The organism is Congzhengia minquanensis, from assembly GCF_014384785.1.
In the GTDB taxonomy this organism is placed as follows: Bacteria; Bacillota; Clostridia; order UBA1381; family UBA9506; genus Congzhengia; species Congzhengia minquanensis.
Genome location: NZ_JACRSU010000005.1, coordinates 177,150 through 190,842 on the forward strand (window position 1 = coordinate 177,150; position 13,693 = coordinate 190,842).

The 13,693-nt window shown below is 46.1% G+C and carries 12 protein-coding genes; 3 read left to right on the forward strand and 9 right to left on the reverse strand.

Going from position 1 to position 13,693, the window contains the following annotated elements; translation table 11 throughout:
• Positions 1-60: 60 nt before the first annotated feature.
• The 5 genes from H8698_RS12370 to H8698_RS12390 all read right to left on the reverse strand — a co-directional run bounded on the left by H8698_RS12370 (position 61) and on the right by H8698_RS12390 (position 3,871).
• A complete protein-coding gene (locus H8698_RS12370; protein ID WP_177679536.1) occupies positions 61-666 on the reverse strand; it encodes a flavin reductase in 606 nt (201 codons plus the stop codon).
• A gap of 31 nt (positions 667-697) precedes the next feature.
• A complete protein-coding gene (gene rd, locus H8698_RS12375; RefSeq protein ID WP_177679534.1) occupies positions 698-859 on the reverse strand; it encodes a rubredoxin in 162 nt (53 codons plus the stop codon).
• Between the two features lie 46 nt (positions 860-905).
• On the reverse strand, positions 906-2,108 hold the full coding sequence (hydF, locus tag H8698_RS12380; protein WP_249313768.1) for a [FeFe] hydrogenase H-cluster maturation GTPase HydF: 1,203 nt from the start codon (positions 2,106-2,108) through the stop codon (positions 906-908).
• A gap of 11 nt (positions 2,109-2,119) precedes the next feature.
• Positions 2,120-3,538 (reverse strand): [FeFe] hydrogenase H-cluster radical SAM maturase HydG, encoded by a 1,419-nt coding sequence (hydG, locus tag H8698_RS12385; RefSeq protein ID WP_249313769.1) that lies wholly within the window; start codon positions 3,536-3,538, stop codon positions 2,120-2,122.
• Between the two features lie 84 nt (positions 3,539-3,622).
• Positions 3,623-3,871, reverse strand: coding sequence for a TM1266 family iron-only hydrogenase system putative regulator (locus H8698_RS12390; protein ID WP_249313770.1), 249 nt, complete (start codon positions 3,869-3,871; stop codon positions 3,623-3,625).
• A gap of 129 nt (positions 3,872-4,000) precedes the next feature.
• Here H8698_RS12390 and H8698_RS12395 point away from each other — a divergent pair, with 129 nt between their 5' ends.
• Positions 4,001-4,684, forward strand: coding sequence for a TIGR00266 family protein (locus H8698_RS12395; protein ID WP_249313771.1), 684 nt, complete (start codon positions 4,001-4,003; stop codon positions 4,682-4,684).
• A 72-nt stretch (positions 4,685-4,756) separates the two neighbouring features.
• Here H8698_RS12395 and H8698_RS12400 read toward each other — a convergent pair whose 3' ends face one another.
• From H8698_RS12400 to H8698_RS12410, 3 genes are all read right to left on the reverse strand, one after another.
• Positions 4,757-6,655: a copper amine oxidase N-terminal domain-containing protein gene (locus H8698_RS12400; protein ID WP_249313772.1), complete on the reverse strand. Its 1,899-nt coding sequence runs from the start codon at positions 6,653-6,655 to the stop codon at positions 4,757-4,759.
• 23 nt (positions 6,656-6,678) lie between these two features.
• Entirely contained in the window at positions 6,679-7,794 is a 1,116-nt protein-coding gene (locus H8698_RS12405; RefSeq protein ID WP_249313773.1) for a trypsin-like peptidase domain-containing protein, read from the reverse strand.
• Between the two features lie 167 nt (positions 7,795-7,961).
• The gene (locus H8698_RS12410; RefSeq protein WP_249313774.1) at positions 7,962-9,359 is read right to left on the reverse strand and encodes an NCS2 family permease; all 1,398 of its coding nucleotides are present in this window, start codon (positions 9,357-9,359) and stop codon (positions 7,962-7,964) included.
• A gap of 187 nt (positions 9,360-9,546) precedes the next feature.
• Here H8698_RS12410 and H8698_RS12415 point away from each other — a divergent pair, with 187 nt between their 5' ends.
• On the forward strand, positions 9,547-10,584 hold the full coding sequence (locus tag H8698_RS12415; RefSeq protein WP_249313775.1) for a tyrosine-protein phosphatase: 1,038 nt from the start codon (positions 9,547-9,549) through the stop codon (positions 10,582-10,584).
• A 36-nt stretch (positions 10,585-10,620) separates the two neighbouring features.
• Here H8698_RS12415 and H8698_RS12420 read toward each other — a convergent pair whose 3' ends face one another.
• The gene (locus H8698_RS12420) at positions 10,621-12,690 is read right to left on the reverse strand and encodes a hypothetical protein (RefSeq protein ID WP_249313776.1); all 2,070 of its coding nucleotides are present in this window, start codon (positions 12,688-12,690) and stop codon (positions 10,621-10,623) included.
• Positions 12,691-12,877: 187 nt separating this feature from the next.
• Between H8698_RS12420 and H8698_RS12425 the strand changes: the two genes are divergently transcribed.
• The gene (locus H8698_RS12425) at positions 12,878-13,489 is read left to right on the forward strand and encodes a sugar O-acetyltransferase (protein WP_249313777.1); all 612 of its coding nucleotides are present in this window, start codon (positions 12,878-12,880) and stop codon (positions 13,487-13,489) included.
• Positions 13,490-13,693: the final 204 nt, after the last annotated feature.

Below are 13,693 nucleotides of genomic sequence, written 5' to 3' on the forward strand. Positions count from 1 at the left end.
CCTGACTGTTATCACGATAGCGCCCATGCAAAGTAACGCAGTTGCATGGGCGCAGATGGGTTAAATTCTTTCAAAATCTGATGCAGGGTGCTTGCAAATGGGGCAAACAAAGTCTTCGGGCAGTTCCTCGCCCTCATAGACATAGCCGCAGATTTTACACCGCCAGCCCTTTGCCGCCTTTTTCTCTTCCGGTTTTGGCTTGATGTGGTCTTGGTAATAGGTATAGGTTACCGTTTCCCTTTCTGAAAGCACTTCAGCCTCTAAAACATCTGCAGTGAAAAGCAGATGTGTTCCCATGTCAATCTCGTTGGTAACGTTTCCGCTGAAATATGCATTGGTGGTCTTCGTGACATAATAAACGCCGTTTTCACTTCGTTTCACGTCGTTGAAGCCCTCAAATTTATTCGTGTCTTTCCCACTTTGAAACCCAAACCGTTTGAACATGTTAAAGTCTGTTCCCTCACAGAGCACTGAAATGTTGAATTGCTTTGTATGTGAAATCATTTCACAGGTGTAGTTTTGCTTGTTTACAGCAAGCGCCAGCCGGTTCGGCGTGTTCGTCGCCTGAATGACGGTGTTCACAATGCAGCCGTTGTCCTTGCCGTTTTCTGCCGCTGTGAGCACATACAGGCCATATCCGATTTTAAAAAATGCGCTGTTGTCCATTTGCGTCCCCCTTTCGATGTTGGTAATTGTGTTACTCCGCTTTTGAAAACTGGTCTTTGCCTACGCCGCAAAGAGGACAAACCCAATCCTCCGGCAAGTTTTCAAATGATGTTCCCGGCGCAATTCCGTTGTCCGGGTCGCCAGCCTCCGGGTCGTAGACATAACCGCATACGTCGCATACAAATTTTTCCATTAGAAAAACCTCCTGTTATAAAAAATAAATTTAAAATAAGCTTTGGTTATTTGGTTAAAACCTTTGCAATGTCCGGCAAAATTTCTAAGCTGCGGGGCAAAATCCCTTTCATGTAGGCAATCACCACGCCGTAGTTGGTCATGGGGATGCCGGCGTCTTCTGCGCACTTCATGCGAAAGCGCACCTCCCGTTCATTGAGCATGCATCCGCCGCAATGAATGATGAGGGATGTCCCGGATAAATCCTCCGGAAATTCTGTTCCCGAAACGGTTTTTATCGTAAGTTCTTTGCCTGTGTAGGACTTCAGCCACCCCGGGATTTTCACCGTGCCAATGTCGTCGCACTGGCGGTGGTGGGTGCAGCCCTCTGCAATTAAAACTGTGTCGCCGTCCTTTAAGCTTTCTATGATTGCCACGCCGTGTACCGCACCTTTTAGGTATCCTTTATATCTTGCCATTAAAATCGAAAAAGATGTAAGAGGAATATTCTGCGGCACAATTTTTGACACAAAACCAAAGGCCTGGCTGTCAGTAATCACTAAAGACGGCGGTGTTTTTAAATTTTCCAGCGTTTCTTTTAGCTGTGTTTCCTTGACCACTGCCGCTGCAGCGTCTGCGTCTAAAATGTCGCGAAGGGTTTGCTGCTGGGGCAAAATCAGTCTGCCCTTGGGGGCGGCAGCGTCGATTGGTGTCACTAAAACCACAGTGTCCCCCGGGGAAATCAGGTCGCCCACAATCCGTTTTGTGTCTGCATCTGTTTTAATCAGCCGGGCAATTGTTTCTTTCAGCTCAAAAATCCCCTGGCCTGTTTCTGCGCTTACGCTTACTTCATTCTCCGCAAGGTCTTGTTTTTTTGCAAGATCTTGTTTATTATATGCAATCACATAAGGAATATTTTTTTCTTTAAAAATGGCGAGCAACTGGCTGTCGCAGCTGGATCGTCCTATTGTGCCGTCAATTACCAGCACCGCCGCGTCGCACTTGTTCAGCACCTGCTTTGTCTTTTTCACACGCAGGGCGCCTAAATCGCCGCTGTCGTCAAACCCCGGGGTATCAATTATCATCACCGGCCCCATGGGAAGCAGCTCCATGGATTTATAAACTGGGTCTGTTGTGGTGCCCAAGGTGTCTGAAACCACGGAAAGCTCCTGCCCCGTCACTGCATTCACCACGCTGGATTTGCCTGCGTTCCTGCGGCCGAAAAAGCCAATGTGAATCCGCTCGCCGGAGGGGGTGTTATTCAGTCCCACAGCGCTCCCTCCTAAAACCTGAAATCACGGATGCCGTGTTCAATTTTTTCTAAATGGTCGCGGCAAATTTCCCGCACCTTTTCTTTCGGTATATTGTTTACCTCAGCCGCTATCAGCGCTTCGCCAATTTTTCGGGTTTCGGTTGATGCATAGTCCATTAAAAATTCTTTCAGCGTCATCAGCGCGTTGGGGTGGCAGCAGTTTGCGATCTGGCCGGATTTACAAAGGCTCATAAACCGGTCTCCCGTTCTGCCCTCGCGGTAGCAGGCTGTGCAGAACGACGGAATATAGCCCAGCTCCATCAGCCATTTCACAACCTCGTCTAACGTTCTTTGGTCGCTTACGTCGAACTGGGCGGAGTTTTCCTCCTCCGGTTCCGGCTGGCTGTATCCGCCCACAGAGGTTTTGGAAGCGCCGCTGATTTGGGAAACGCCCAGGCGAATCACCTTTTCGCGCACGGCCTTGCTCTCCCTGGTGGAGATTATCATGCCCGTGTAGGGAACAGAAATGCGGATCAGGGCACAAATTTTTGCAAACGTTTCGTCGTCAATGCCGTTGTCGAACATGTCCGGGTCGATGTCGTCCGCCCGTTTTATCCTGGGAACGCTGATGGTATGAGGTCCAACGCCGTGAACTGCCTCTAAATGCTCTGCATGCATCAAAAGCGCTGCAAATTCATATTTATAAAGTTCTAAGCCAAACAAAACGCCCAGGCCAACATCGTCAATGCCGCCTTCCATGGCCCTGCCCATTGCCTCGGTGTGGTAGGCATAGTCGTGCTTGGGGCCTGTGGGGTGAAGCTTCAAGTAGCTTTCCTTGTGGTAGGTTTCCTGAAACAAAATATACGTTCCAATTCCCGCGTCTTTTAGCTTTCTGTAGTTTTCCACGGTGGTGGCTGCGATATTCACGTTTACCCGCCGGATTGCGCCGTTTTTATGCTTGATGGAATAAATGGTGTTGATGCTTTCTAAAATATACTCGATTGGGTTGATTTCCGGGTGTTCCCCCGCTTCAATCGCCAGGCGCTTGTGCCCCATGTCCTGCAGGGCCGTCACCTCGCGGACGATTTCCTCCTGTGTCAGCTTTTTGCGGGCAATGTGTTTGTTTTTCATGTGATAGGGACAGTATACGCACCCATTCACACAGTAGTTGGATAGGTAAAGGGGCGCAAACATTACAATTCGGTTCCCATAAAAATCTTTTTTAATCTGCTCTGCCAAGTCGTAGCACTCCGCAATCTTTTCCGGAAGGTCACAGGCCATGAGCACAGACGCCTCCCGGTGGGAAAGGCCCTTGCGCCGCTTTGCTTTTTCAATAATTTCATCAATCAGTTTCACATTGTTTTTGTTTTGTTCGGCGTAGTTTAAAGTGTCCTCTACCTCGTTGTGGTCGATGAACTCCTCCGCCTTTAACGATTTTGGGTTATACATAATAAAAAAACATCCTTTCTTCCGGGTCAGAACCCTCTTTCCCGTCAGTTAAATTTTATATAATTCCGGCATTGGCCGGGGTTATTACTTTAAATTGGAATATGCGGTTTTTGCACTGACGCCGGGAAGCTTTCCGATTTTACCCGATAACGCACAAATAACCTCCTCCGGCGCGTCGATCGCAATGCTGATAATATTTACGCCCCGCTCCCTGTAAGGAATGCCCATTCTTCCGATAATATATATTCCATAGGTGTGCAGCACAGTGTTTAGTTCCTGCACGGAGTTTTCATTTTCCACTACAATTCCGATGACCGCCACTCTCGTTTCCATGTGCACTGCTCCCTCAACTCATATTGACAATCTATTTCATTTATATTATACTATATAAAACATGTTTTGTCTATTTTTTCACGAAAGAAACATAAAAATTTAAAAAATTTTAACAGGGAGGTTGAAACAATGGAATATGAAATCTGGGGCGGCAATCTGCCCGCTGTAACCATGAAGCTTTCCCGCGGGGAAAGCGTTTGCACCCAGTCTGGAGGCATGTGCTGGATGACGGACCAAATTGACATGATGACCAACGCCAAAGGCGGTGTGTTAAAGGGTTTAGGTCGCCTGCTAACGGGGGATTCGCTGTTTATTGCCACCTACACCGCGAGAACCGACGGACAAGAGATTACGTTTTCCGCCACCATTCCGGGAGAAATTAAAATGTTTGAAATCGGCAACGGGTATGAAATTGTGGCGCAGAAAGGTGCGTTCCTTTGCTCAGAGCCAGACGTTGAAATAACCACCGACTTTACTGTTGGGATTAAGGGCGGCCTTTTTGGCGGAGAGGGATTTTTGCTTCAGCGGTATAAGGGCAACGGCAAGGTGTTTTGCGAGCTGGACGGCTCCATCCGCGAAATTGACTTGGCCCCCGGCCAAACCTATAAGGTGGATACGGGCAACGTTGCGGCCTTTGAAGGCACGGTTACCTATTCGGTAGAATTTGTAAAAGGGTTTAAAAACCTGCTGTTCGGCGGCGAGGGCCTGGCGCTCACCACGCTTACCGGTCCTGGTAAAATTTGGCTGCAGACCATGGCCATTGACGAGCTTGCATCGCGGATTATTCCCTTTGTGCCACAAAAATCAAACTGATTGAAAACAAAATTCAGTAAAAAACCTCATATACTCCGATAAGGAGTATATGAGGTTACATTTATTTTAACGCTATTTTACTGTCATATTGGTCAGTACTTCAGATACCTTCAATCCTGTTTTGCCGCTATAAAAAAGTTCCGGCTCCAATAACGTTATCTGGATTACTTTTCCCTTGGAAACACCGATATAAATTGTAGCATAAAGGATTTCTCCGTCGTCGCTTACCGATTTAAGCTGCATTTTCTGAAACGTTACGCCGTTTAAAGTAACTCCTTCCACTTTGTCTATCAGTGTGTTTTTAAATGCTGAGTCTTTCAGCATGGAATCTTTCACATAGTTCATAACCGTTGCTGCCGGCACAGCAGTTTCATTAGCATAAATTTCGAACATAATGAGCGAAGCGGTATTTCTGTCAAATGCCGAATACCGTCCGGATTTATCAGAGATATCCTGATTGGTTTCTTCTTGCCATGAACCCGGAAGTTCAAAAGAAACTGATTTTAAATCCACTCTGAGCGGCCTTGAAAAGTCGGGGTCATTGCGCATCATGTCGCCGATTTCATCTCGGCTTAATTTTTCCACTTTAAAAGTGGGAAGAATTTGCTCAATGATTGCCGTATCCTTTTCGCTGGTTTCCACCGCAATGTTGTACACATAATTGCCCAGTTCAAAGAAAACATCGGCAAACGATTTGTCATCATTCACAGAGTTTTTAACGGTATATCCATACCGCAGCCCGCTGATACCGGAAATAGTATAATTTTGCAGTTGTTCAAATGTGGTTAAATTCGGGTTCAGCCGGCCGCAATTCGAGGTTTTGTCTAAATCCGCAAGTTTTTTTGCCGTGCAGTTTTCTGTTTTGGAAAAAATCGCAATACTACATCTGCTGTTCTGATGTTCATAGCTTTTGCTTTTAAATTCCAAAACATTTTCCTCCTGGCTGTTCTCGTTTAGGCAAAGATAGGCAGGAACACGCACCGAGAGTTTAAATTTGTTGTTTTCATATAAGTAATAGCCATCGGGATCTACTGTAGACAAATTATAAACGTCTTCGCCTGAGCCGTCCCACGTACTGAAGCTGTGAAACAACTCGTCAATTTTTGCAACATCCTCTTTCGGCGTGTCTAATGACACAACAGATGAAACGATATAATCAAACTTTTTGGTATAAATCATCTTAAGTTCAACGTTTTCTTCCTTGGATTTGCATTTTACATGGGCAAATTCGTTACCCTGACTGTCCTTGCCTGTTTCCGCTTTCATTAAAGTGGTTCCCGCCGCCAAATCCTTTAAGTTACTTAATGCTTCCTGAATATCCCCCTTTTCTGGGTTGCTATAATTTGCCGTAACGCTGAACCGGTTTTCATATCCGTCCATATAAAAAACCGAATCGCCGTTGGACGTTCTATAGTCAATAGACATGTTTTTCGGGGTATCAATGCTCCATTTAAAATAACTGTCTCCGGTTTTGGCCAGTTCTGTTTTTCCCTGTACCGTATCGTTATGTATGGCTTCTTTCGTTACGGTTACACGGCTGGTTGCCCCGTCGAACCCAACGGTTGCGCCAAAGGTTTCAGAAATAAACCTCAGCGGAACCATGGTAATGCCATTTGCACTCAAGGCTGGCGGCTCGGGCAAAGTTTCATTGTGGTCATTCACCTGGGCGACTTTGCTGTTAATGTGCAAAACAATGTTTACGTCGGGATAGGTTAACGTAATTTTCTGCGTTGTACCGTCCCAATCCACCTGGGCGCCAAACGCTTCTGTAATTACGCGCAGCGGCACCAGCGTGGTGCCTTCGCCAACGATATAGGGCGTTTCAACCTCTATGTTCTGGCCGTTGATGGATAATACACTGTCGCCGACAGCAAATTGAATTTCCACTTTTTCCGCGCCGTCTGCAAATGCTGTAAAGCACGAAAGGCACAGGATGCACCCAACAATTACGCTTAATAACTTTCTTTTCATACAAACCCCTCTTTTCTTATAATTTAATTTTTCAGTGACGGCGTCACTTGAACAACTTCTTCAGCATCTCCGCGAATTCTTGTTACGGAAATGTCCCCAGCGGTATAGGTGTCTTTTAATGCTTCGTGCAGCTCAGTGAACGAATGCACCAAAATGCCGTTGATTTGCGTCACCACGTCCCCCTGCGCCAAACCGCCGTTTGCGCCGGACTTCACGCTGAGCCCCTTCGTTGTGGGCAGTCCGATGTTCGCCTCCCACGACTGCTCAAAGGTAACGCCCAAATCGGGATAATTCACCTTGCCATTGGTTTCAAACTGTTTTAAAACATACTGCACCGTGTCGGAGGGAATGGCCCAGGAAACGCCGTCGGCATTTTGCACACCCATAGAATTAATCCCCACCAGCTCTCCTTTTAGGTTAATCAGCGGACCGCCGGAATTTCCCTGATTGGTTGCCGCATCTGACTGCAAAAATGCAAAGTGCTCGCCGGGAACAGAAACATCTTTTCCGCTGACAATGCCCTTTGTTGCGGTGTTCCGCATGGTAAGCGACAGCGGCGTTCCAATTGCAATGACGGTTTCGCCCACGCGCAGATCGTCGTAAGAACCTATGGCAATGGGCGTTAAGCCCAGCTTGTCAATTTTCACCACTGCAATATCGGAAACGTCGTCTCGATACTGCACGATGCCCGAATAGCTTTCACCGTTTTTAAAAATTACCGTAAGATTTTCCATGTCCCGCACCACGTGGGCGTTTGTTAAAATTACGCCGCCGCTTTTGATAATTACGCCAGTGCCAAACGAGTAATATTCACTGTAGGACGCCGCTCCTGCCCCCACATAATTTCCTACAACGGCAACTACGCTGCTGCTGACCTGTTCAATTATGTTGGGAACAACAGTTTCCTCCGACGTTTCTATATAAACGCTGCGGGTGCTCCCGTCCCATTCTACCTTTGCGCCCAGCGCCTCACTCACGGCACGCAGCGGAACGTATGTACTGTCGTCTTGAATGAACGCTTCCGCAGATATTGGCTGGTCGTTTACAAAAACCGAAACACTGTCTGCCGCTAAAACAACCACGGAACATGTCACACAAATCGTCACAGCCAAAAGCGCTTTTAATGCTGTTTTCACCATTAAATCCCCCTTTTCAATAAAATTGGTTACATTATATCACATCATTGTCACAGTGTAAAGCCTTTTTGTCACAGATATACAAAAAAACAACCGCGTTTGCGGTTGTTTTTGTCTTTGGCTAAAGAAAAATAAAAAAAGGACAGCCTTTCGGCTGTCCTAAAAAATGATTAATGCGTTAAGAAGAACATCATTGCAAACAAAACAGAAATAACCCAAGTTCCGGCATTGATTTCTTTTGTCTTCCCTGTGAACAGTTTGATGAAGACATAGGAAATGAGGCCGAATGCAATACCATAACTGATGTTATAGGCAAAAGGCATAATTGCCAGTGTTAAAAATGCAGGAACAGCAAAATCTGCTTCTTTCCAGTCGATTTTCGACACACCGCTTGCCATTAAAACGCCGACATAAATCAGTGCAGCAGCAATTGCGTTGCCGGGAATGAGCGCTGCAATGGGGCTTAAGAACATGGCAATAAAAAACGCAATGGCAGTAACAATGGAAGAAAGGCCTGTCCGTCCGCCCTCAGCAATGCCTGCAGAGGATTCCACAAATGTGGTTACTGTAGACGTTCCGCAGATTGCGCCAGTTGTGGTTGCAATGGCGTCTGCCAGCATTGCACGGTTCATGTTGGGAACATTGCCGTCTTCATCCAACAAGTTACCCTGTGAACATGCGCCGAACAGTGTGCCCAGCGTATCGAACATGTCCACCATGCAAAATGCCAAAGCGGTTGTAATAATCAAAATAACAAGGCTTTCCATGGAATGGCCGGCAAGATAGGCGCTGAAATCAAATCCTTCTGTAAACACCTTGCCGAATGCCTGGCTGCCGAAATCGCCGAATGCGGTCAGCGGGTTAAACGAAAGGCTTTGAACAAATCCGTCATAAAAGCCAGGAATGGTAAAACCTAAAACGTAGTATAAAACAGAGCCGCCGATAATGCCCCACAGCACCGCACCTTTTACCTTTTTAGATGCAAGAACAGCAATCAAAATAACAGCAAACACTGTTACCAGCAAGGGCATAACCGTTGCCCATGTTGCAGTTCCGTTTAAAAGATTAAAGGAGGCTAAAGATACTGCTGTGGACGGGTTTGTTACAATCAGGCCAGCGTTTTGAAGGCCTAAGAATGCAATGAACAGACCAATACCTACCGGAATGGCTGTTTTCACACATTTGGGGATTGCGTCGAAAATAAGCTTTCTTAATCCTGTAACGGTTAAAAGAATGAAGACAATACCGTCAAGCAGGACCAAGGTCAGTGCGTTGGCATAGGTAAGGCCCATGCCCATACAAACTGTGTAGACAAAAAATGCGTTTAGTCCCATGCCGGAAGCCTGCGCTAAGGGCAGGTTTGACAAAAGGCCAATGAGCAAGGTTCCGATTACGGCTGAAATCGCAGTTGCAATGTAAATTGCATTGTACGACACAACACCCAGCTCAGAGAACATGCCGGCGTTCACCATTAAGATGTAGGCCATGGCCATGAAAGTGGTGATACCAGCGGCAATTTCTGTTTTTACCGTTGTGTTGTGTTCCTTCAGCTTAAAAAACTTTTCCATTTTCTCAACTCCATTTGTAAATTTTTTATGACATGGAAAAGTATAACATATTTTACGACGGATTTCAACAGCTTTGTAATAGAAAATATTGCTGGAATTTTGTGAAAAATTAACAATTTTGATTGTTTGTTGACAGGAAAATAAAATTGTGGTATGATAAAACAACTTTGAGGGAGGTTTCATTGGTATGAAGATTTTGTTAAAAAAACCGGCAAACTGCCAGGTGGTAAGCCAGACGACAGAAGCACAGCAGACGTTTATGGAAACTGCCGGCAAACGAGACGCCGGTCAAAATTTAAAAATTGACTGGCTGAACCTTGTAAAGCAGGGGGACGACAACACGAATCCTGCGCCTGTATCATTTTGCTGGTCGGCTGATTTTGATGAAGACAACGATTTTGAAACCTGGCTTGAGCTTTCTGCGGATCAGAACTTTCAAACTAAAAAAACCTTCCGCGGATGCAGTGGCACGGTTAAAGTTTACAATCTTTTATTGGGGCAGACTTATTATTGGAGGGTTTGTGCTTTGAAAAACGGAGAAACCGTCTGCGCATCCGATACATACTGCTTTACCACCGCGCTTACGCCGCCCCGCTGGATTGGCGTCGGAGGCTTGAGCAATGTGAGGGACATTGGCGGCTGGCCATTGCCCGGTGGAAAACGAATCCGGCAAGGGCTTGTGTTTCGCGGCTGTGAAATGGAGTTTCACCACATCATCACAGCTTCCGGCAAAAACACCTTGCTGCATGACCTGAACATGAAAACCGATTTGGATTTGCGGGGCGAGGCAGTTGGGAAGGTCACCTGTTCCGCGCTTGGGCCGGATATTCATTTTTGCCTCATTCCCGTGAAAGCCTATGACGAATTTATGTCAGACAGCGAAAAGGACGTTTGCCGCAAGGTTTTCCAGCTGTTTACTGATAAAAAGAACTATCCGTTTTACATTCATTGCTGGGGCGGTGCCGACAGAACCGGAACGCTGATTTTTCTGCTCTGTGCGATTTTGGGCATGGCGGAAAACGATTTATATTTGGACTATGAGCTGACGTCCCTTTCCATATGGGGAGAGCGCAGCCGGAATTCCGAGCTGTTTCAGGCATTTTTAAAGGCTTTGGACGCCTATCCGGGAGACACCGTGAACCAGAAAAGTGAAAATTTTCTCCGTTCCGCTGGAATTATGGAGCAGGAGCTAAAAACCATACGGAGCATATTGACGGAAGACTGAAAAACCCGGGCTGCTTTTATTTGCAGCCCGGGTTTTTTAAACAATGATATCCGGCGTTATTTTCTCACCGTCCACAAAAACAGTGCAATTTGCAGGTGCGGCAATGGTTACGGCACCGTTATCATATACCTTAATCCCCACAAAATCTGCGTTATCTACTTGAAATTCATGGCCTTTAAAGGAGAACGTGCCCGTTATTTTTTTGCTCCAAATGCCGCATAGGCAGAAAATCTCAAATCCATCTCCATATGCCAGCTTTGACAGCACACCGTCTTGCACAAACGGATTTTGATTTACTTTCAGCATACGGAGGATACTGTCAAACGTTTCTGTCAGCGCCGCCTCAAAGGAATAAAACGAAACGCTGCCCTTTTTTACTCCGCACACAGTGCCGTTTATTGCCGCAACTGTTTCCGCCAATTTCGGCTCAAGCGGAAACATCTGCATGGGAATTTTATGCTTTGTAAACCACAAATCATTTGCAGCATATTCATAATCCTGGGCATACGCAGTCCGTTCCCCGGCTTTGCACCCGGTGAGGGTTTCAAATCGTTTTGACAAGTCGTTTCCTGCGGTGTCACAAAATACAGGCGTTCCAATGAAAATGATTTGTTTCCCCATTTCTGCCAATTGTTCCACTTTTTCCATCATACCCTGGGGAAGCATGGCGGGCCAGGACAGGAACAGCACGTCATAGTCTGCTGTGTCTTCGTCTAACCTGCAAATTACGTCAAGCTCATTTCCTGCAAGCTGCACCTTTTCAAGCAACGCTTTCATACCCAGCCGGTGAAAGTGAATGGAACTGTCATTAAAATAGGAAAGCCCTTGCCAAAGGTATAATAACGCCGCCTTCGGTTTCGATACTGCGCCATTGTAAAACGCTTGCATTTTCCGTTCCCTCATAGTGCATATTTTTGCGTCCTCCCAAGTGCTGTGATGGGGATAGCCCGGACCGAAACTGCCGGTCCTGCCATATCCGTGGCCAATCCAGCGGACGTTGCGCATGGCAAGGTAGCGGTGGTAATAGTCCATTTTTTCGTGGTTGGGAAACCTGTCCCAGCACATGTTATAGGCGATTCCCGTGTCGGAATATTTTGCTAAGGATTCGCTGAGCAACGTCATAGACAGCATGGTTCTCTGCGCGTCATACTGCGCGTCCACAAAACCGCCGCTTAACGCTTTTGTCAGGCCGAAATAGCCAATATTTCCGGCCCACAAATCGCCGGAGTTTCCCTCGCCCCACCAGGTGTTGTGAAATCCAATGAAAATCTCTTTTCCAAACTGCCTTTCAAAGCTGTCCCGCACTGTTTTTTGAAATTCATATGTAAGGAGATATGTTAAGTAATAATAGTCATGCCGCACCTTTGCCGCGCCGGGTGCCGGTGTGTCCATTTTATAAATCACATCTTGAAAGCTGTAGCCAAATTCCTTATAAAAACGATTTAAAAACCATTCCCCTGTGTGGTATACGTGCTCCAGCTTTGTCCCCGCACCAAATTCATCCAAGGCAAAGCCCGAAAGGGTCAGCCCGTCGTAAAGGGAAATATGGCGTTCTATGTAAGTTTTTATGCCCTCATAGGCATAATCAATTTCGTCGGTTTCAAACTCCACATAGATAAGAAGCGTTCCGTCTTCTTGATACAATCCTTGCATATACGGCTGTGCGTCAAGCTCAAAGCGGCAATTTATCTGATTTGTTACGTCCTTAACCGCGCCGTCTGTAAAAAATGCCTTTATAATTTTTACAGCCTTACCTTTTGCTGTCGGAAGGTCAGCGCGAAAATACCCGTCTGTCACACGGGCATGACATGCCTTTGAAATTCGGCGCCTTATAGTCGGATCCTTGCGCACACAATCTGTCATCTGTGCAGGAATTGTTTTTACAGCGTCTATCCCGTTTGCCTCTGCGGCGGCGCACACACGTTCCATGGCGTTTCTGCCTAAGGGGTCTGACTCCGACAAAATGCAGTTTCGAAATTCCATACAAACGGCATCGAACCCGTGCTCTGCAATGTCTTTTACTGCTGCTTCAAGCGCGCCCTCTTCCGTAATCATACCGGTGTCCATCATAAGCATCATAGGGGCACAAAATCGGTTTTTATGCATTTTTACACAGCCTTTCTGTTTGTCGTCTACATTTAAAGGCATTATATCACATAGAAGCAGGGATTGCAATGTTATAGTTGCTATCTCCATATGCAAGCTTGCATTTTAATGGTATCTGTGTTAAGATAATTAAAACATGAAAAGACGGAATATGATTTATAACCCTATATTTGGAGGAAACTGAGCTATGAGTATGAAAGATAAGATGCACACGGGAGAGCTTTATTTGCCCGGAAACGATGAAATTTTGAAGCGGCAGACAAAATGCCTTGACCGGCTTTACGACTTTAACATGACACGTCCAACTGAGTTTGAAAAACGGCAGAAATTGATGAAAGAAATGTTTGCCGAAATCGGTGACGGTTGTTATATTGAGCCACCGTTCCATGCAAATTTTGGCGGTGCGCATTGCCATTGGGGACATCATATTTATGCAAACTTTAATCTAACTATGGTAGACGATACGCATATCTACGTGGGGGACTATACCATGTTTGGGCCGAATGTTACCATTGCAACGGCGGGACACCCGATTTTGCCTGAACTGAGAGAAAAGGCATATCAATATAATGCACCGGTACATATCGGAAAAAACTGCTGGCTTGGCGCAGGTGTAATAGTTTTACCGGGAATTACTATCGGAGATAATGTTGTTATCGGCGCAGGGAGTATTGTAACAAAGGATTTGCCGCCCAACGTTGTTGCCGTTGGAAATCCTTGCAGGATACTGCGTAAAATTAATGAACACGACAAAGAATATTACTTTAAAAACAGAAAAATTGATTTAGCAAATTTGTAAAAATTAAAGCCGATGCGTTTAATCCGCGTCGGCTTGATTGTATAACGAAAAAGAGCACGTCATAAGGTGTGTTCGCTTTGTTGGAAATAGTGAACAATTTAGATATCTTTTACGCCGCAGGCGCACCCGCAAAAAGTTGTTAGCAAGCCAAAGCGTCGTGAGCGCGTTTACAAGCGAACAGCGTAGGCGCCACGTTACTTTTTG

Excerpts from the sequence above, each read along its gene's own strand:
- H8698_RS12390 (WP_249313770.1), bottom strand. The coding sequence starts at position 3,871 with ATGGAAACGAGAGTGGCGGTCATCGGAATTGTAGTGGAAAATGAAAAC.
- H8698_RS12420 (WP_249313776.1), bottom strand. The coding sequence starts at position 12,690 with ATGCATAAAAACCGATTTTGTGCCCCTATGATGCTTATGATGGACACC.
- H8698_RS12395 (WP_249313771.1), top strand. The coding sequence starts at position 4,001 with ATGGAATATGAAATCTGGGGCGGCAATCTGCCCGCTGTAACCATGAAG.
- H8698_RS12410 (WP_249313774.1), bottom strand. The coding sequence starts at position 9,359 with ATGGAAAAGTTTTTTAAGCTGAAGGAACACAACACAACGGTAAAAACA.
- H8698_RS12405 (WP_249313773.1), bottom strand. The coding sequence starts at position 7,794 with ATGGTGAAAACAGCATTAAAAGCGCTTTTGGCTGTGACGATTTGTGTG.
- H8698_RS12370 (WP_177679536.1), bottom strand. The coding sequence starts at position 666 with ATGGACAACAGCGCATTTTTTAAAATCGGATATGGCCTGTATGTGCTC.
- H8698_RS12415 (WP_249313775.1), top strand. The coding sequence starts at position 9,547 with ATGAAGATTTTGTTAAAAAAACCGGCAAACTGCCAGGTGGTAAGCCAG.
- H8698_RS12400 (WP_249313772.1), bottom strand. The coding sequence starts at position 6,655 with ATGAAAAGAAAGTTATTAAGCGTAATTGTTGGGTGCATCCTGTGCCTT.
- H8698_RS12425 (WP_249313777.1), top strand. The coding sequence starts at position 12,878 with ATGAGTATGAAAGATAAGATGCACACGGGAGAGCTTTATTTGCCCGGA.
- hydG (WP_249313769.1), bottom strand. The coding sequence starts at position 3,538 with ATGTATAACCCAAAATCGTTAAAGGCGGAGGAGTTCATCGACCACAAC.
- rd (WP_177679534.1), bottom strand. The coding sequence starts at position 859 with ATGGAAAAATTTGTATGCGACGTATGCGGTTATGTCTACGACCCGGAG.